The organism is Ornithinimicrobium avium (assembly GCF_003351765.1).
Classification (GTDB): Bacteria; Actinomycetota; Actinomycetes; order Actinomycetales; family Dermatophilaceae; genus Ornithinicoccus; species Ornithinicoccus avius.
Window position 1 is genome coordinate 3,399,140 of record NZ_CP031229.1, and the last position, 15,896, is coordinate 3,415,035.

Genomic DNA, 15,896 nt, shown 5'->3' on the forward strand with positions numbered 1-15,896 from the left:
CCACGTGCGCCCCCGTCGCGGCGCTCATGCCGCCCACCTCGCCGTGCCGACCGGACCGCGGGCGCGGTCGTAGGCGGCGCAGATCGCGTCGACGAAGGTGTCACGGCCGAAGCCCGCAGCGGTCTGCACCGCGCCCTCGCTCCAGCGGCGCCGCAGCCCGGCGTCGTGGAGCAGGTCGCGCAGCGTCCGGGTGAACTCCTCGGGGGTCTGGTAGCGACGACCGTTGTGGCCGTCCACCACGACGCCGTCCACGGAAGGGTCGTCGCGGCAGAGCACCGGCACACCGCTGGCCAGTGCCTCCAGGTAGGTCAGGCCCTGGGTCTCGCTGCGAGAGCCGGAGACGAAGACGTCCGCCAGACGGTAGAACTCCGGGACCCGGGTGGGCTCGATGGCCCCGACGAAGCGCACCCGCGGCGTCAGGCCCAGACGGTCGACCTGGCGACGCAGCGCTCCCGCCTGCGGCCCGTCCCCGGCGACGACCAGCTGCCACGGCTCGTCGACGCTGGCCAGCAGGTCGATGACCTCGGCGGTCCTCTTCTCCACGGCCAGCCGCCCGAGGCTCAGGACGACAGGCACGCCGGGTGCCAGGTCGAGGGAGGCGCGAAGGTCCGCCGAGCCGGGACCGGGGGTGAAACGGGTGAGGTCGATACCGGTGGGGACCACGCGGACCGGGGCGCGCACGCCATACCCGTGCAGGAGGTCCTGGATCTTGGCGGTGGGGGCGATGACCAGGTCGGTGCGGTTGAGCGTGCCACGGGCGAACCGGGCGCACAGGGCGCGGCCGGCGCGCTCGTGGGGGAAGAAGTAGTGGGTGTAGTCGGCGTAGAGCGTGTGGTAGGTGTGCACGTGCGGGACCGTCAGCCGGTTCGCCAGCCGCCGCGCCCACCAGAACGCCGCGAACTCGGTGTGCGAGTGCAGGATCTCCGGGCGCCAGGCGACCAGGTCGGCGAAGAGGCCCCGGTCCACGGGACGGCCCAGGCGGGCGTGCGGGTAGATGTGGCTCGCGTCCAGCGACGGCAGCCGGTAGACCTCGCCGTCGAATGTGGTCCGCCGCGTCGGGCCGACAGTCAGCACCCGGACCTCGTGACCGGCCTCGACCAGGCCCCGGTGCAGCTCCTCGATCGAGGCGACGACACCGTTGACGGTCGGACGGTAGGAGTCGGTGAGCAGGAGGATCCGGCGCGGACGGGCATGGCGTCGGGGTGGCACGTTCATGTCTCCAGCGTCGCGGACGGTGAGGGCCCGGGCCATGGTGCGACCCGCCGGGGCGAGGTGGGGTTAACCCGACCGGACTGCGCCGTTGCGGGCAGCGGAGCAGCAGACAGGGAGACTACGCCCTACTCGACGGCTGCGGTGACGACCGGCTTCCATGAGGGGCGGGCGGCCTCGTAGGCGGTGATGTCGTCCTCGTGGCGAAGAGTCAGGGAGATGTCGTCCAGACCGTTCTCCAGGCGCCAGGCGACGTAGTCGTCGATGGTGAAGGTGGCCACGACGTCGCCGCAGGTGACGGAGCGAGCGGGCAGGTCGACGGTGATCGTCGTGCCCGGCTCGGCCTCCAGCTGCTTCCAGATGAGCTCGATGTCGCCCTGCTCCAGCTGGGCGGTGAGCAGCCCGCCCTTGCCGGAGTTGCCGCGGAAGATGTCGGCGAACTTGGAGGACAGGACGGCGCGGAAGCCGTACTGCTGCAGCGCCCAGACCGCGTGCTCGCGGCTGCTGCCGGTGCCGAAGTCCGGGCCGGCGACCAGCACCGAGCCCTGCGCATAGACCGGTTGGTTGAGCACGAAGGCGGGGTCCTCGCGCCACCGCGAGAACAGCCCGTCCTCGAAACCGGTGCGGCTGACCCGCTTGAGGTAGTGCGCGGGGATGATCTGGTCGGTGTCCACGTTGGCGCGGCGCAGCGGGACGCCGACGCCGGTGTGCGTGCTGAACTTCTCCATCAGAGCAGCGCCTCCTGGTTCAGGTCGGCCGGGGAGGACAGGGTGCCCCGCACCGCGGTCGCGGCCGCGACGACGGGGGAGACCAGGTGGGTGCGGCCCCGGGCGCCCTGACGGCCCTCGAAGTTGCGGTTGGAGGTGGAGGCGCAGCGCTGCTCGGGAAGCAGCTGGTCGGGGTTCATGCCCAGGCACATCGAGCAGCCCGCCAGCCGCCAGTCCCCACCGGCGTCGGTGAACACCTTGTCCAGGCCCTCCTCCTCCGCCTGCAGACGCACCGCGTGCGAGCCGGGCACGACCATCAGCTGGACGCCGTCGGCGACCTGGTGACCGCGCAGCACGGCGGCCGCGGCCCGCAGGTCCTCGATCCGGGCGTTGGTGCACGAGCCGAGGAAGACCACGTCGACGGCGACCTCCCGCATCGGCGTCCCGGCCTCCAGACCCATGTACTCCAGCGCACGACGCGCGGAGTCCTTCGCATCGTCGGTGTGGAAGCTGAGCGGGTCGGGCACCGCCTCGCCCAGCTGCACCGACTGCGCCGGGTTGGTGCCCCAGGTGACGTAGGGGGTCAGCTGCGCGGCGTCGAGGTGCACCTCGGCGTCGAAGACCGCGTCGTCGTCGGTGCGCAGCGCCCGCCACGCCTGCACCGCCGCGTCCCACTCCTGGCCCTTCGGGGCGTGCGGGCGGCCCTTGACGTAGGCGAAGGTCGTCTCGTCCGGTGCGATCATCCCGGCCCGCGCCCCGGCCTCGATCGACATGTTGCAGATCGTCATCCGGCCCTCCATCGAGAGCGCCTCGATCGCCGACCCGCGGTACTCCAGCACGTAGCCCTGTCCGCCGCCGGTGCCGATCCGGTTGATGACCGCCAGGATGATGTCCTTGGCGCTCACCCCGGGGGGCAGCTCCCCGTCGACGTTGATCGCCATCGTCCGGAACGGCTTCAGCGGCAGCGTCTGGGTGGCCAGCACGTGCTCGACCTCGGAGGTGCCGATCCCGAAGGCCAGCGCCCCGAACGCGCCGTGCGTGGAGGTGTGGGAGTCCCCGCACACGATCGTCATGCCCGGCTGGGTCAGCCCCAGCTCCGGACCGATCACGTGCACGATGCCCTGACCCAGCCGGCCCCGCTCGTGGTGGACGATCCCGAACTGCTCGCAGTTGGTCTTCAGGGTCTCCAGCTGGGTGCGCGAGACCGGGTCGGTCACCGGGCCCAGCGTGGTCGGCGTGTTGTGGTCCTCGGTCGCCAGCGTCAGGTCCGGCCGCCGCACCTGGCGCCCCGCGGCGCGCAGCCCGTCAAAGGCCTGCGGGCTGGTCACCTCGTGGATGAGGTGCAGGTCGATGTAGAGGAGGTCCGGCTCTTCCTCGGCAGAGCGCACGACGTGCTGCGCCCAGAGCTTCTCGGCCAACGTCAGTCCGGCCATCTCGCGACCCCTTCCTCTCGTCCGCGGCGGGTGCGACAGAATGCACACACTGTAGTGCCCGAGGGTTGACGCAACGTCAGGAGGTCCCGTCATGCGCCGACACGCCATCGCCGTCCTTCCCGGGGACGGTGTGGGTCCGGAGGTGACCCGGGCCGCGCTCACGGTCCTGGACGCCGCCGAGTCCCGCTTCGACTTCACCACCGGGCGCACAGAGGTCCCCCTCGGCGCCGACCACTACCTGGAGCGGGGCGAGCTGCTCACCGAGGGGACGGTCGAGCAGCTCCGCGCGCACGACGCCATCCTCTTCGGCGCGATCGGCAGCCCGCGGGTGACTCCTGGCGTCCTCGAGCGCGGGATCATCCTGGCCCTGCGCCGGGCGATGGAGCAGGCGATCAACCTGCGCCCGGTCCGGCTCTATCCGGGCGTCCCGACGCCGATCGCCGGGCTCACCCCCGAGCGCTGCGACCTCGTCGTGGTCCGCGAGAACACCGAGGGCGCCTACGTGGCGCAGGGCAGCAGCGTCCACGTCGGCACGCCCGCTCAGGTCGCCGTCCAGGAGTCGGTCAACACCTGGTATGCCGTCGAGCGCGCCGTCGACTTCGCCTACCGGCTCGCGGCGGTGCGCCGGGGGCGGCTGACCCTCTGCCACAAGACCAACGTCCTGGTCGAGGCCGGCAAGCTGTGGACCGCGGTCATGGAGAGCGTCGGGGAGCGCTTCCCCGACGTCGAGACCGACTACGTCCACGTCGACGCGATGTGCATGCACCTGCCGGTCAGCCCGGAGCGCTTCGACGTCGTCGTCACCGACAACCTGTTCGGCGACATCGTCACCGACCTGGGCGCCGTGCTGCAGGGCGGCCTCGGCGTGGCCGCCAGCGGCAACCTGAACATCGCCGGCAACGGCACGAGCATGTTCGAGCCGATCCACGGGTCGGCACCGGACATCGCGGGCCGCGGCTGGGCCAACCCGGCCGGTGCCTGCCTCTCGCTGGCGATGATGCTCGGCCACCTCGGCGAGGGAGAGGCCGCGGCCGGCGTCGAGGCTGCCACCACCGCCGTGCTGGCCGGCCTGCCGGCCCTCGCCGGTGAGGGCATGGGGGCCTCCACGCAGGAGCTCGGCGAGCGGATCGCCGGCCTCCTCGCCGACGGCTCGGCCCCGCCCGTGGAGGGCAGCCTGATGAGCCAACTGACGCAGGTGATGGCCAGGTGAGCGCCTACCTCGACCTGTGGCCCGCGCGGGCCACCGTGGACCTCGACGCCATCGCGGACAACGTCCGGGCGCTGCGCGAGCACGTGGGCGGGACCGAGCTGATGGCCGTGGTCAAGGCGGACGCCTACGGCCACGGTCTGGTCCCCTCCGCCCGCGCGGCCCTGACCGGCGGTGCCTGTGCGCTGGGCGTCGCCCAGCCCTCCGAGGCCCTCGCCCTGCGCGAGGCCGGGGTGGAGGCACCGGTGCTCACCTGGCTCGTGGCGCCCGGCACCGCCGTCGCGCCGCTGGTGTCCGCCGGTGTCGAGGTCGCGGTGTCCGCCCCGTGGCTGCTGGACGAGCTGGCCGAGACCGCCCGCGACCTGGGCCGCACGGCGACCGTCCAGCTCAAGGTCGACACCGGCCTGGGCCGCAACGGTGCCTTCGGCCTGCCGCTCGTCGACGGCGACCCCCGGACCGCCTGGACCGACCTCGTCGAGCACGCCGCCCGGCTCGAGGCGGAGGGTGCGGTGCGCGTCCGCGGCGTCTTCACCCACTTCGCCTACGCCGACGCCCCGCAGCACCCGACGGTCCGCGCCCAGCAGGACGCGTTCGCCGACGCCGTGGCCGTGGCCGAGCGGGGCGGACTGACCCCCGAGGTCCGCCACATGGCCAACTCGGCCGCCACGCTGACCACGCCGCAGGCCTCCTGGGACATGGTGCGGCCCGGGCTGGCCGTCTACGGGCTCTCGCCCGTCCCTGACCTCGGCCCGGCCGCCGAGCTCGGCCTGCGCCCGGCGATGCGCGTGACCGCGCGGGTCGCCGTCGCCAAGCGGGTGCCGGCCGGACAGGGTCTGTCCTACGGCCACACCTACGTCACGCCGCGCGAGACCACGGTGGTGGACGTCCCGCTCGGCTACGCCGACGGCATACCTCGTCATGCCTCCGGGAGCGGTCCGGTGCAGATCGGCGGGCGACGCTTCACGGTGTCCGGACGGGTCTGCATGGACCAGTTCGTCGTCGACGTGGGCGACCTGCCGGTCGCCGCGGGTGACGAGGTCGTCTTCTTCGGACCCGGTGACGGCGGCGAGCCCACCGCTCAGGACTGGGCCGAGGCGGCCGGCACGATCTCCTACGAGATCGTCACGCGCTTCGGGCCGCGGGTGCCGCGGGTCTACGTCGGCGGCGCAGCGTGAGCGCGTCCGCCGGGGGTGCCGAGCAGGTCGGCCGGGTCCTCCCGACCGCCGACGACACCCGGGAGCTGGGCCGCACGCTCGGAGGACTGCTGGTGGCGGGCGACCTGGTCGTGCTGACCGGCGAGCTCGGGGCCGGCAAGACCACCTTCACCCAGGGGCTCGCCGAAGGTCTGCGGGTGCGCGGTCCGATCACCTCGCCCACCTTCGTCATCGCCCGCGTGCACCCCTCGCTCGTGGGCGGCCCGCCGCTCGTCCACGTCGACGCCTACCGCCTCGGCGGGGCGGCCGAGCTCGACGACCTCGACCTCGACGAGTCGCTGGAGGAGTCGGTGACCGTCGTGGAGTGGGGGCACGGCCTCGCCGAGCAGCTGGCGGAGCAGTTCCTGGAGGTCGTGCTGGAGCGGTCGGACAGCGAGGACGGCGACCAGCAGGAGCGGCGTGTCCTGCTGCGCGGGGCCGGCCCGCGCTGGGCCGGGCTGGTGGCTGGGCTGGAGGTCACGCGCCCCGGTCACGGCTAGGGTGACGACGTGGCCGAGATCGGGATACTCACCGTCTGCACGGGCAACGTGTGCCGGTCCCCGCTCATGGAGCGGCTGCTCCAGCGCACGCTCGACCAGCGCTACGGCCGGGGCGTGGTGCCGGTGCGGTCGGCCGGCACGAGGGCGCTGGTCGGCTCTCCGATGGACGAGCGCGCGGCCGAGGTGCTGCGCGGCCTGGGCGGGGACCCCGACGGTTTCGTGGCCCGCCGGCTCGTCGAACCGATGGTCAGCTCGGCCGCGCTGGTGCTGACCGCGACCCGCGAGCACCGGGCGCAGGTGTCCCGGATGCATCCGCGCGCGATGAGACGGACCTTCACCTTCCGCGAGCTGGCGCACCTCCTGGACAGCGTCGGCGACGAGGAGGAGCTGCCCGACGGCGAGGACCCGCAGGCGCTGCTCGCCCGGCTGGCCGAGATCGGCACCGCCCACCGCGGCCTCCACCGCCCGGCCAGGCAGGAGGACCTCGACGTCGCCGACCCCTACCGGCGCGGGGACGAGGTCTACGCGCTGATGCGCGAGCAGGTCGTCACGGCATACCCGGCCCTGGCACGGGTGCTCGGAGGACGGTGAAGGACCCCCCGGACGGGCCGGGCGGACCCGGAGCGGGGAGGGGGTGGACGTGAGGCCCGTTGCTGGCTAGTCTGCCAAAGGTAAAGAAAGGGTAAGGATCTCGTCAGGCGCCGCGGTGAGTCGGCGTCACGGGTCCTTGCAGATGGGAGCCCTTTGACCGCATCGGTTGAGGTCTCGCGCGAGCCGCAGGGGGCTCCCCGGGACCTGGAAGTCATGAGAGCGGCGCGTCCTGCGCCGCTCTTCGTCGTGCCCGAGTCCCTCTCGCCGACGCGCAGGCACGCGCCTGGCCGAGCGCGGCGCTACCTCGTCGGCTACCTGCGCGCGGTGCGTCTCACCGACCTTCTCGTCGTCACCGTCGCGGCCCTCGGCGCACAGGTGGCCCGCTTCGGCCTCGAGGGGAGCCACCTGCAGAGCGGCTTCGGCGAGATCGACTACGTGGCCGTCTCGGCGGCCCTCGCCCTGGGCTGGATGCTGGCCCTGCACCTCCAGGACGCCTACGACGGGCGCCTCGTGGGCCACGGCGTGCAGGAGTACAAGCAGGTCTTCCAGGCCTCCACCTGGCTCTTCGCCATCCTGGCGATCGTCGCCTTCGCCTTCAAGCTCGACTTCGCGCGCGGCTACGTCCTCGTCGCCTTCCCGGTCGGCACCTTCCTGCTGCTGCTCGGGCGCTGGGTGGCGCGCCGCTGGCTGGTCACCCAGCGCAGGCACGGCGAGCTCTCCGACCGGGTCATCCTCGTCGGCGACCGCGAGCACGTCGCCAGCCTGGTCGTCGCGCTCGCCCGCACCCCTGACGCCGGATACAACGTCCTGGGCGCCTGCGTGGACAACGCCGCCGCCGGCAAGGTCGCCGGCGTCCCCGTGCTCGGGCCGGAGTCCGACGTCCTCGTGCGCGCCGTGGAGCTCCAGGTCGACGTCGTCGCGGTCTCCTCCTCGGCCGGGCTGGGCCAGCAGGGCCTGCGCCGCCTGGGCTGGGCGCTGGAAGGGACCGACATCGACCTCGTCGTGGCGCCCGGCATCATGGACGTCGCCGGGCCGCGGGTGCTGACCCGCCCCGTCCAGGGGCTGCCGCTGATCCACGTCGAGGCGCCCGTCTTCGCCGGCCCGCAGCTGGTGGCCAAGAACGTCCTGGACCGGCTCGGCGCGGTGCTCGCCCTGGTGGTGCTCTCGCCGGTCCTCCTCGCGGTCGCGGTCGCGGTGCGGCTCGAGGACGACGGCCCGGTGGTCTTCCGCCAGGAGCGCGTCGGTCGCGACGGCCGGACCTTCTCGATGTACAAGTTCCGCAGCATGGTCCCCGACGCAGAGTCCCGGCTGCCGCAGCTGGCCACCGCCAACGACGCCGCCGGCCCCTTGTTCAAGATGCGCACGGACCCGCGGGTGACGCGGACCGGGGCCTTCATCCGCAAGTACTCCCTCGACGAGCTGCCCCAGCTGGTCAACGTCCTGCGCGGCGAGATGAGCATGATCGGGCCCAGGCCGCCCCTGCCCCGCGAGGTCGCCGAGTACGAGGCCTCCACCCGGCGCCGGCTGCTGGTCCGGCCCGGACTGACCGGCCTGTGGCAGATCAACGGCCGCAGCGACCTGTCCTGGGACGAGGCGGTCCGCCTGGACCTCTACTACGTCGAGAACTGGACGCCGGTCCTGGACCTGATGATCCTGTGGCGCACAGTGCAGGTGGTGCTCCGACCGGAGTCCAACGGGGCCTACTGACCTGCTCGCCGGCCAGGCAGGACACCCGGAGGAGCACCGGTCCGACGACGGCCCGCGCGGCGCGGCTATCGTGCCCAGGGTGACGCGCATCGCCTACCTGGGGCCGGCCGGGACCTTCACCGAGCAGGCGACCCGCCGATGGGCTGTGGAGAGAGGTGCCGACCTCCCGACCGGCACGGGGCCGGACGCGCAGCCCGAGCCGAGCGTGCCGGCAGCGGTCGAGGCGCTCCGTTCCGGGCGCGCCGACGCCGCCGTCGTCCCGTTCGAGAACTCCGTGGAGGGCTCGGTCCCGGCGACCCTGCAGGCCCTGCTGCAGGTCGGCGACGACGTCCGGATCGTCGGCGAGGTGCTCGTCGAGGTGCAGTTCTCCCTCCTCGTGCGCCCCGGTCGGGCCGACGAGCCGGTCCGCACGGTGGCCTCGCACCCGCACGCCTTCGCCCAGACCAGGGACTGGCTCGACGCGCGGCTGCCCGGTGCCCGCCAGGTGCCGGAGAGCTCCACGGCGGCCGCGGCGCAGGCCGTGGCCGAGGGCCGCTACGACGCCGCCGTCGCCGCTCCCGGGGCGGCCGAGGCCTACGGCCTGACCGCGGCGGCCAGGCACATCGCCGACCGCGAGGGCGCGGTGACCCGCTTCGTCGTCCTGCGCAGCGGCGCCGCCGCGCCCCCTGCCACGGGCAGCGACCGGACCACCCTGGTGGCGCTCATCTGGCAGAACCGCCCGGGCGCACTGCTCGAGCTGCTCGAGCAGTTCGCCACGCGCGGGATCGACCTGAGCCGCCTGGAGTCGCGTCCGACGGGCGAGGGGCTGGGGGAGTACTGTTTCTGGATCGACGCGGACGCCCACCTGAGCGAGCCGCGGATGCGTGAGGCGCTCATCGGCCTGCGGCGCACCTGCCGGGACGTGCGCTTCTTCGGTTCCTACCCGCGCGCGGACGGGCGCGCCAGCGTCGTGCCGGCGCACGCGGGGGCGGACACCTACGCCGAGGCGCTGCGGTGGGTGAACACCCTGGACCGCGGGCCCGCGGACGCTGCGGGGTGAACGGCCGGGCCGGTCAGGACTCGAGCTGCAGCCAGTCCTGCCAGCCGCCGTTGAGCACGAGCCAGGCGACCAGTCCGTAGCCGGCCTGCCCCGGGTGCACCGTGTCCCCGGCCGCGAGGTCGGACTGCCACTGGTCGTGCCCCTGCAGGGCGCTGAAGCAGTCGACGAACGTCACCCCGCGGCGCGCGCACACGTCGGACTGGGCCTCGGCCAGCACCTGCAGGCGGGCGTTGACCTCGGAGTCGAGCGTCGGCGTGGGGCCGACCACGAAGGTGCCGACCCCCGTGGAGCTGGCCTCGTCGAGCACGTTGGCCAGGTTGAGCCGCGACCGGGCGGTGGTGACGCCCTGCTGCACGTCCTCGGCGCCGACGCCCACGACCAGCCGGCGCTCGTTGCGGCCCTCCCAGCGCGGGGGGCACTCGGTGCGCCAGCGGTTCATCACGTCCGCCGAGCTGCTGCCGCGCACCCCGAGGTTGTAGGAGGTGAGGTCGGCCTCCTCCAGCGCCGTACGCCCGACGACGCGGCTCACCCAGCCCAGCGCCCTGGGGTCGCCGTAGCCGGCGACGAAACCGTCACCCACGAAGCACAGCCCGATGTCCCGCGGTCCCTCGGTCACCTGGAAGTGGGCGCTCGGCGTGTATTCGATGTCGGTCGTGGTCCCCGTCGTCGCGTCCGTGCTCACGGCATGCCTCTCATCAGTCGTCGTCGTCCTCGCGGGCGAGCCAGGTGGCCAGCCGGTCCACCGGCACCTCGAACTCCGGGTGCAGGTCCACGAAGGTGCGCAGCTGCTCGGCCAGCCACTCGAGCGTGACCTCGTCCTGGCCACGGCGGGTGGCGAGCTCCTCGATGCCGCGGTCGGTGAAGTACACACCTGCAGGTTAACCGCAGACCGTGCCCGTGCCGCTCAGGCGGCGCCGTCAGGACGCGCGCCCACCGGGGGTGATGCGCTCCTCGGAGCCGCTGCCCGCAGCCCGGTCGGTCGGCGGGTTGAGCGTGCGGTGCCAGGACTGGGTGGTGTACCTCGTACGCCAGCCCATGGACAGGTAGAGACCGTCGGCGCCGGTCGGAGAGTCCGCGTCGACCTCCAGTCCGACGGACGCCCGCCCGCGGGCCGCGGCGTCGGCGATCACGGTGCGCAGCAGGCCCTTGGCCACCCCACGGCCGCGGGCCAGACGGTGGACTCCGATGTACTCGACGTAGGAGGAGTCGGGCTGCGCGACACCGTCGTCGCTCACGGGCATGGTGACGGTGACGGCGACCAGCGCGCCGGCGGGCTGACCGTCCACCGTCGCCAACCACCAGTGGTCCCACCGGTGACCCGGGTCCTCGCGCAACCGACCGAGGAACTCCTCGAAGGTCTCACGGTAGGAGTTGAAGTGGTCGGCGAAGGAGTGCTCCAGGACGTCGTGGACGGCGTGGAGGTCTGCCTCGTCGGGCATGCCGACGCCGTCGTCGCGCCGGACCCGGCGGATCTCCACCCCCTGGCGCAGCGGCGGATGCTCCAGGTCCGAGGCCGGGTCCACCGGCCGGACCATCTGCCACCAGTTCCGGGTGTGCTCGTAGCCGGCCGCGGCCAGCCAGCGCTGCTGGCGCGGGTCGTCAGCGTACGCGCCCGAGTCCAGCTGGGTCTGCGCCATGCCCCGCCGCCTGAGCACCTCGCGCCCGAGGTCCTGGGCGCGGGCGAAGCCGTAGAGGGCCAGCGGGTCGGCCTGGGCGTCCGGCAGGTCGGGGTCGACGGTCACGCCGACGAGGACGCGGCCGGCCGCCCGGTCGTGGCAGTTGATCCAGGCGCGCAGCACCCCGTCGCGGTCGCGCACCGTCTCGTGCAGGTGGGTGGTCGCGCCGCGCCCGGTCACCTCGGCGGCGACGGTCTCGCTGTCCGCGCCGGGCCAGCCGCGGGCCTCCCTCTCGTGCCTGCGCAGCAGGCGGGCGAGGTCCCCGAGGTCGTCGGGCCCCGGCGTGTATGCGGTGTGCCCGGGGGGCAGGACGGGTCCGGCTGCGTCGACGCTCATGCGGGACATTCTTCCAAACGTCCTCATAAGGTCACTTCCACAGGTTCCTCGCCCCGCTGTACCTGCCACGGGGACCAATCTCCCGACGTCCTGGACCGGAGCCACAGCTCGCCGTGGCATTCCAGGACGTCGACCTCGATCATTCACGGTGACGGTGTGAGGCCGTGACGCTGCAGCGGCGGCCGGGCGTAGGTCGCTGAGGGGCCGTAGGCGTGCGGGGGCGGCCGGTCCGCTCGGGGTGGGCGCCGGGTTCCACGGGCCGGGTCTGCTGGGTGGTGGCTGGACGGGGGCAGGACCTGCCAGCGCGCGCTCGAGGTCCGCGATGGCCTTCTCGTCTAGGCGCGCGGTCACCGAGTCCGTGGCCGAGGCGCGGGCACACCCCGTGACCACAACGCTGCTCCTCCTGGTCTCCTTGGCCATGACGGCCGCAACGTTGCTCACGGTCGGTCGCTCGGCGGCAGCCGAGCGTGACATCCTCGACGGTCTTGACGCGGAGGGGACTCGCCTCATCACCGTCCTCGCCCTCGACGAGAGCCCGGGCATCCCGCCTCGGCAGCTGGGGACCATCGGTGAACTCCCGCAGGTCGAGTGGGTCCTTGGGTTGGGTCCGGCGGAGGACGTGCGCTCCGGACCGACGGGTGAGCGTGTCAACGTCTGCGCCCGGGTGCTCGTGAGCGACCTGCCACCCCTGGTGACCATCGAGGTCGGCCGGGCGCCCTCCCCGGGAGAGGCCGTCACGAGCGTCCCCGCGCAGCGCACGCTACGGCTGCAGCACCTGCGCGGTGGCTCACGGTGAACAGCCACCCATGTGCGGTCGTCGGCTCCTTCACCGCCGGCGGGGTGATCTCCGACCTGGACCGACTCGTCCTCACCGGTAGCTCGGACCATCCACCTCACGCGACGCTCGTCTACGTGCTGGCGCGCGACGCGCAGCATGTCCCCCTCGTCGTCGAACACGTCAGGATGCTCGTCGGCGGCGATCCGGATCTCCTCTCGATCCGCACCTCCGATGCACTGTTGTCGGCCAACGAGGTGATCAGCGGTCAGGTAGGGGCCTTCTCCCGGCAGATCGCGGTCGGCGTGGTGGCCCTCGGTCTCCTCCTGGCGCTGCTGACGGTGAGCCTGGCCCTGGCGAGCCGTCGGGCGGACATGGGTCGCCGTCAGGCACTCGGGTCCTCCCGCTCCGCTCTGGTCGCGCTCGTCATGATGACCGTGACCATCCCCACGCTCGCCGGAGCCGTGCTGGGCACAGTCGTGGGTGTGGGTGCGATGGTGATCATGCACGGCTCGTTGCCCGACCCGCTCTTCGTGCTGGCGGTCAATCTACTCACCCTGGGCGTGGTCGCAGTCGCCACGGTCCCGCCTGCCCTGAGCGTGGCTCTGCAGTACCCCGTCGCGGTCCTGCGAGTTCCGTGAAAAGCACCCGAGTGCTCTAGCTCAGCCCCGGCCGGACGTCGCTGGGGCCCGTCCTCAGGGCAGCGGAGAGCGGCGTGCGCCGGCGTGCCCGACCCAGCCAGCGCTCAGCGGACTCCGGGCCTGTCGACCCACGACGCCGGGTGGTGACGAACGGCGTACACGACGGGAGTGGCGAGGGCGACGTCTCAGGTCAGGCGATCGAGGTCTGGAGCGGTCGCGAGATCTGCACGCCGGTCGGCACCGGGACCCGCCCCAGGTCAGGCGAGCGAGCCCAGCAACAGCCCGAGGCCGGCCAGGAGCACGGTCGTCACCAGCGTCCCGGCCCCCACGAGGACGCCGGTGGTGCGGCGGCCCTCCTGGAGCAGCCGCACGGTCTCCAGGCTCGCGGTCGAGAAGGTCGTGTAGCCGCCGAGGAAGCCGGCGCCGAGGACGGTCGCGACGTCCTCGGGCAAGCACGTGCTGGCCGGCCAGGCCGGTGACGAGCCCGAGGACGAACGAGCCGCTGAGGTTGATCGTGACGGTGCCCCAGGGGAAGGCCCGAGCCGTCCGGCCCGAGACGTACCCGTCCAGGGCCAGGCGGGCGGCTGCGCCGACCCCGCCGGCGAGGGCGACCAGGACGAGCAGGAGCGGGGTCATCGCGCGACGGCCCTCCCGGAGGGTCCCCGGCCCGCGGCCGCCAGCGCGACCCCGGCCCACGTCGCCAGCGCCCCGAGGAGCAGCGTGGCCGCCGCGTAGACCAGGCCGGTGGCGGGGCGGCCGTCGCCGACGAGCGTGGCGGTGGCGGTGGCCAGCGCGCTGTAGGTGGTGAAGCCGCCCAGGGCGCCGGTGCCGAGCAGCAGCCGCAGGGTGCGTGCCCCGCCGCTGCCCGGACCGCGCCGGGCCAGCGGGTCGAGCAGCAGGCCCAGCAGGAGGGCGCCGCCGACGTTGATCCCCAGCACCGTCCACGGCACGCCGTCCACGGGCGGCAGGGCCAGGGTCAGCGCCTCCCGGGCGCCGGTGCCGACGGTGCCGCCGACGAGGACGAGGCCCAGGTGGGAGGGGCGCAGGTGGGAGGGGCGGGGGTCGAGGCCCTGAGGGTCGGCCGGGGTCATGCGGAAGGCTGGTCCTGCCGGGCCGGGGCGGGGGCGAGGGGCACGACGAGCACCGGACGGTGCTGACGGTGGGCCAGGTGGGCGGCCACCGAGCCGTTGACCAGCTCGCGCAGGGACTCGCGCAGCCCCGCCTCGCGGGTGCCGACCACGATCATGGCGGCGTCGAGCTCGTCGGCCAGCCGGGCCAGCTCGCGCGCGGGGCCGCCGGCCAGCGCCCGGACGCTCCAGCGCACGTCGAGCCCGCGCAGGTGCTCGGACAGCATGGTCTCCAGCGCGGGCCGGAGGCCCGGCCCGGGCAGGTCGAGCAGGTCCGGGTCCACCGGGACCGACAGGTCCGGCCGGTCGACGTCGTGCGTCAGCGGGTAGCGGGCGGGGTCGACGCAGGCGCAGACGAGGTCGGCGCCGAAGCGGTCGGCGAAGGTCGCGGCGGTCCGCGCGACCGCGGCGGGCTGACCCAGCACGACGCCGACGACCACGTGGGGCGTCGGCGTCGTGCTCATGCTGGGGTCCGTGCGGTCCGGTCGCTGCCGTGGTCAGTCGCTGATGCGCTCGCCGCTGCCGACGTTGAAGACGTGCAGGTGGTCGCCGTTGGGCTGGAAGTGCACGACCTCGCCCTTCTTCGGCGGGGTACGGCCGTCGACCCGGGCGATGAACGGCCGGTCGGTCGGCTCGGAACCGGGCATGCTGCCGTAGATGTAGGCGTCCGCGCCGAGCTCCTCGACCACGTCGACCTCGATCGGCAGCCCGCGGCCGGAGTCGGAGATCTCCAGGTCCTCCGGGCGCACGCCCAGCACGACCTCGTTGCCCTCGACCTTGGCCAGCACCTCCCGCGCGACCGGCTGGACGTGGTCGCCGAGCTTGATGCCGCCGTCGGCCACCGGGACGGTCATCAGGTTCATCGCAGGGGAGCCGATGAAGCCCGCGACGAAGACGTTGTTGGGGTGGTCGTACATCCGCCGGGGGCTGTCGACCTGCTGCAGGACGCCGAAGTTGAGGACGGCCACCCGGTCGCCCATCGTCATCGCCTCGACCTGGTCGTGGGTGACGTACACGGTGGTGACGCCGAGGCGGCGCTGCAGCGAGGCGATCTGGGTCCGGGTCTGCACGCGCAGCTTGGCGTCCAGGTTGGACAGCGGCTCGTCCATCAGGAAGACCTGCGGCTGGCGCACGATCGCGCGGCCCATGGCGACGCGCTGACGCTGACCACCGGAGAGCGCCTTGGGCTTGCGATCCAGGTAGGGCTCCAGGTCCAGGATCTTGGCGGCCTCCTCGACCCGCTCGCGGATCTCCGCCTTGGGCTTGCCGGCGATCTTCAGCGCGAAGCCCATGTTGTCCGCGACCGACATGTGCGGGTAGAGCGCGTAGTTCTGGAAGACCATCGCCACGTCGCGGTCCTTGGGAGGCATGTGGGTGACGTCGCGGTCGCCGATGAGGATGCGTCCGCCGTTCACCTCCTCCAGCCCTGCCAGCATGCGCAGGGCGGTGGACTTGCCGGAGCCCGAGGGGCCGACCAGCACGAGGAACTCACCGTCGGCGACCTCGATGTTGAGCTGGTCCACCGAGGGGCTGTCGGCCCCGGGGTAGGTGCGGGTGGCCTGGTCGTAGGTCACGGTTGCCATCGGAAACTCTCCTTCACCGGCAGGTACGTGCCGGACGATCCGTCGTAAAGGAACCCGCCCGCGGCGCGGGCGGGCGTCGTGCAGGTCTCCGGTGCCGACGACGAGGTGGGTGCTGCACGGCGTCGTTGCCGGTGACGAGCATCACGGTAGCAGAGGCGCTGCCACTCGTTCT

18 protein-coding genes and 1 pseudogene are annotated in these 15,896 nt (G+C 73.2%); 8 read left to right on the forward strand and 11 right to left on the reverse strand.

The genetic code is table 11. From position 1 onward, the window contains the following. Positions 1–24: 24 nt before the first annotated feature. The 3 genes from DV701_RS15600 to leuC form a co-directional block, all read right to left on the reverse strand. Positions 25–1,215 carry a glycosyltransferase gene (locus DV701_RS15600; RefSeq protein ID WP_228255076.1) on the reverse strand — a complete coding sequence of 397 codons (1,191 nt, stop codon included), beginning with the start codon at positions 1,213–1,215 and terminating at the stop codon, positions 25–27. Positions 1,216–1,337: 122 nt separating this feature from the next. Beyond that, entirely contained in the window at positions 1,338–1,937 is a 600-nt protein-coding gene (gene leuD, locus DV701_RS15605) for a 3-isopropylmalate dehydratase small subunit (protein WP_114929631.1), read from the reverse strand. Continuing rightward, positions 1,937–3,349, reverse strand: a complete 1,413-nt coding sequence (gene leuC / locus DV701_RS15610) for a 3-isopropylmalate dehydratase large subunit (protein WP_114929633.1) — start codon at positions 3,347–3,349, stop codon at positions 1,937–1,939. Before leuC ends, leuD begins: the two co-directional genes overlap by 1 nt. Positions 3,350–3,440: 91 nt before the next feature. Here leuC and DV701_RS15615 point away from each other — a divergent pair, with 91 nt between their 5' ends. The 6 genes from DV701_RS15615 (at position 3,441) to pheA (ending at position 9,586) form a co-directional block, all read left to right on the forward strand. After that, on the forward strand, positions 3,441–4,559 hold the full coding sequence (locus DV701_RS15615; RefSeq protein ID WP_114929635.1) for a 3-isopropylmalate dehydrogenase: 1,119 nt from the start codon (positions 3,441–3,443) through the stop codon (positions 4,557–4,559). Then, positions 4,556–5,731: an alanine racemase gene (gene alr, locus DV701_RS15620; RefSeq protein WP_114929637.1), complete on the forward strand. Its 1,176-nt coding sequence runs from the start codon at positions 4,556–4,558 to the stop codon at positions 5,729–5,731. The genes DV701_RS15615 and alr overlap by 4 nt, the downstream gene beginning before the upstream one ends. Beyond that, positions 5,728–6,249: a tRNA (adenosine(37)-N6)-threonylcarbamoyltransferase complex ATPase subunit type 1 TsaE gene (tsaE, locus tag DV701_RS15625; RefSeq protein WP_114929639.1), complete on the forward strand. Its 522-nt coding sequence runs from the start codon at positions 5,728–5,730 to the stop codon at positions 6,247–6,249. The genes alr and tsaE overlap by 4 nt, the downstream gene beginning before the upstream one ends. 9 nt (positions 6,250–6,258) lie before the next feature. Beyond that, positions 6,259–6,840 (forward strand): arsenate reductase/protein-tyrosine-phosphatase family protein, encoded by a 582-nt coding sequence (locus tag DV701_RS15630; RefSeq protein WP_114929641.1) that lies wholly within the window; start codon positions 6,259–6,261, stop codon positions 6,838–6,840. A 213-nt stretch (positions 6,841–7,053) separates the two neighbouring features. Further along, the gene (locus DV701_RS15635; protein ID WP_114929643.1) at positions 7,054–8,547 is read left to right on the forward strand and encodes a sugar transferase; all 1,494 of its coding nucleotides are present in this window, start codon (positions 7,054–7,056) and stop codon (positions 8,545–8,547) included. 79 nt (positions 8,548–8,626) lie between these two features. After that, positions 8,627–9,586: a prephenate dehydratase gene (gene pheA, locus DV701_RS15640; RefSeq protein ID WP_114929645.1), complete on the forward strand. Its 960-nt coding sequence runs from the start codon at positions 8,627–8,629 to the stop codon at positions 9,584–9,586. A gap of 13 nt (positions 9,587–9,599) precedes the next feature. Here the strand turns inward: pheA and DV701_RS15645 are convergent, their stop codons facing one another. The 3 genes from DV701_RS15645 to DV701_RS15650 are packed head-to-tail and all read right to left on the reverse strand — an operon-like array spanning position 9,600 to position 11,598. Continuing rightward, positions 9,600–10,268, reverse strand: a complete 669-nt coding sequence (locus DV701_RS15645; RefSeq protein WP_114929647.1) for a GDSL-type esterase/lipase family protein — start codon at positions 10,266–10,268, stop codon at positions 9,600–9,602. 13 nt (positions 10,269–10,281) lie between these two features. Then, positions 10,282–10,455: a DUF6104 family protein gene (locus DV701_RS18535; protein ID WP_202863556.1), complete on the reverse strand. Its 174-nt coding sequence runs from the start codon at positions 10,453–10,455 to the stop codon at positions 10,282–10,284. A 48-nt stretch (positions 10,456–10,503) separates the two neighbouring features. Further along, a complete protein-coding gene (locus DV701_RS15650) occupies positions 10,504–11,598 on the reverse strand; it encodes a GNAT family N-acetyltransferase (RefSeq protein ID WP_114931263.1) in 1,095 nt (364 codons plus the stop codon). Positions 11,599–11,980: 382 nt separating this feature from the next. On the opposite strand from DV701_RS15650, the gene DV701_RS15655 reads away from it, so the two are divergent. Both DV701_RS15655 and DV701_RS15660 read left to right on the forward strand, forming a co-directional pair. After that, the gene (locus DV701_RS15655) at positions 11,981–12,394 is read left to right on the forward strand and encodes a hypothetical protein (RefSeq protein ID WP_162803081.1); all 414 of its coding nucleotides are present in this window, start codon (positions 11,981–11,983) and stop codon (positions 12,392–12,394) included. Then, entirely contained in the window at positions 12,391–13,014 is a 624-nt protein-coding gene (locus DV701_RS15660) for an FtsX-like permease family protein (protein ID WP_114929651.1), read from the forward strand. Before DV701_RS15655 ends, DV701_RS15660 begins: the two co-directional genes overlap by 4 nt. A gap of 257 nt (positions 13,015–13,271) precedes the next feature. On the opposite strand, the gene DV701_RS19295 is transcribed toward DV701_RS15660, so the two are convergent. From DV701_RS19295 to DV701_RS15680, 5 genes and pseudogenes are all read right to left on the reverse strand, one after another. Further along, positions 13,272–13,466, reverse strand: coding sequence for a fluoride efflux transporter FluC (locus DV701_RS19295; RefSeq protein ID WP_324616598.1), 195 nt, complete (start codon positions 13,464–13,466; stop codon positions 13,272–13,274). A 73-nt stretch (positions 13,467–13,539) separates the two neighbouring features. Further along, positions 13,540–13,650, reverse strand: a pseudogene (locus DV701_RS19300) (chromosome condensation protein CrcB); the annotation flags it as partial. Further along, entirely contained in the window at positions 13,647–14,105 is a 459-nt protein-coding gene (locus DV701_RS15670) for a CrcB family protein (RefSeq protein WP_114929653.1), read from the reverse strand. The pseudogene DV701_RS19300 and the gene DV701_RS15670, both read right to left, overlap by 4 nt. Continuing rightward, positions 14,102–14,605 (reverse strand): universal stress protein, encoded by a 504-nt coding sequence (locus DV701_RS15675; protein ID WP_114929655.1) that lies wholly within the window; start codon positions 14,603–14,605, stop codon positions 14,102–14,104. The genes DV701_RS15670 and DV701_RS15675 overlap by 4 nt, the downstream gene beginning before the upstream one ends. 33 nt (positions 14,606–14,638) lie before the next feature. Beyond that, positions 14,639–15,724 (reverse strand): ABC transporter ATP-binding protein, encoded by a 1,086-nt coding sequence (locus tag DV701_RS15680; protein WP_114929657.1) that lies wholly within the window; start codon positions 15,722–15,724, stop codon positions 14,639–14,641. Positions 15,725–15,896: the final 172 nt, after the last annotated feature.

What these genes read in the sequence shown, in the direction of transcription:
- leuC (WP_114929633.1), bottom strand. Translation starts at nt 3,349, where the DNA reads ATGGCCGGACTGACGTTGGCCGAGAAGCTCTGGGCGCAGCACGTCGTG.
- DV701_RS15615 (WP_114929635.1), top strand. Translation starts at nt 3,441, where the DNA reads ATGCGCCGACACGCCATCGCCGTCCTTCCCGGGGACGGTGTGGGTCCG.
- leuD (WP_114929631.1), bottom strand. Translation starts at nt 1,937, where the DNA reads ATGGAGAAGTTCAGCACGCACACCGGCGTCGGCGTCCCGCTGCGCCGC.
- DV701_RS15680 (WP_114929657.1), bottom strand. Translation starts at nt 15,724, where the DNA reads ATGGCAACCGTGACCTACGACCAGGCCACCCGCACCTACCCCGGGGCC.
- DV701_RS15635 (WP_114929643.1), top strand. Translation starts at nt 7,054, where the DNA reads ATGAGAGCGGCGCGTCCTGCGCCGCTCTTCGTCGTGCCCGAGTCCCTC.
- DV701_RS15600 (WP_228255076.1), bottom strand. Translation starts at nt 1,215, where the DNA reads ATGAACGTGCCACCCCGACGCCATGCCCGTCCGCGCCGGATCCTCCTG.
- DV701_RS15675 (WP_114929655.1), bottom strand. Translation starts at nt 14,605, where the DNA reads ATGAGCACGACGCCGACGCCCCACGTGGTCGTCGGCGTCGTGCTGGGT.
- DV701_RS15670 (WP_114929653.1), bottom strand. Translation starts at nt 14,105, where the DNA reads ATGACCCCGGCCGACCCTCAGGGCCTCGACCCCCGCCCCTCCCACCTG.
- DV701_RS15650 (WP_114931263.1), bottom strand. Translation starts at nt 11,598, where the DNA reads ATGAGCGTCGACGCAGCCGGACCCGTCCTGCCCCCCGGGCACACCGCA.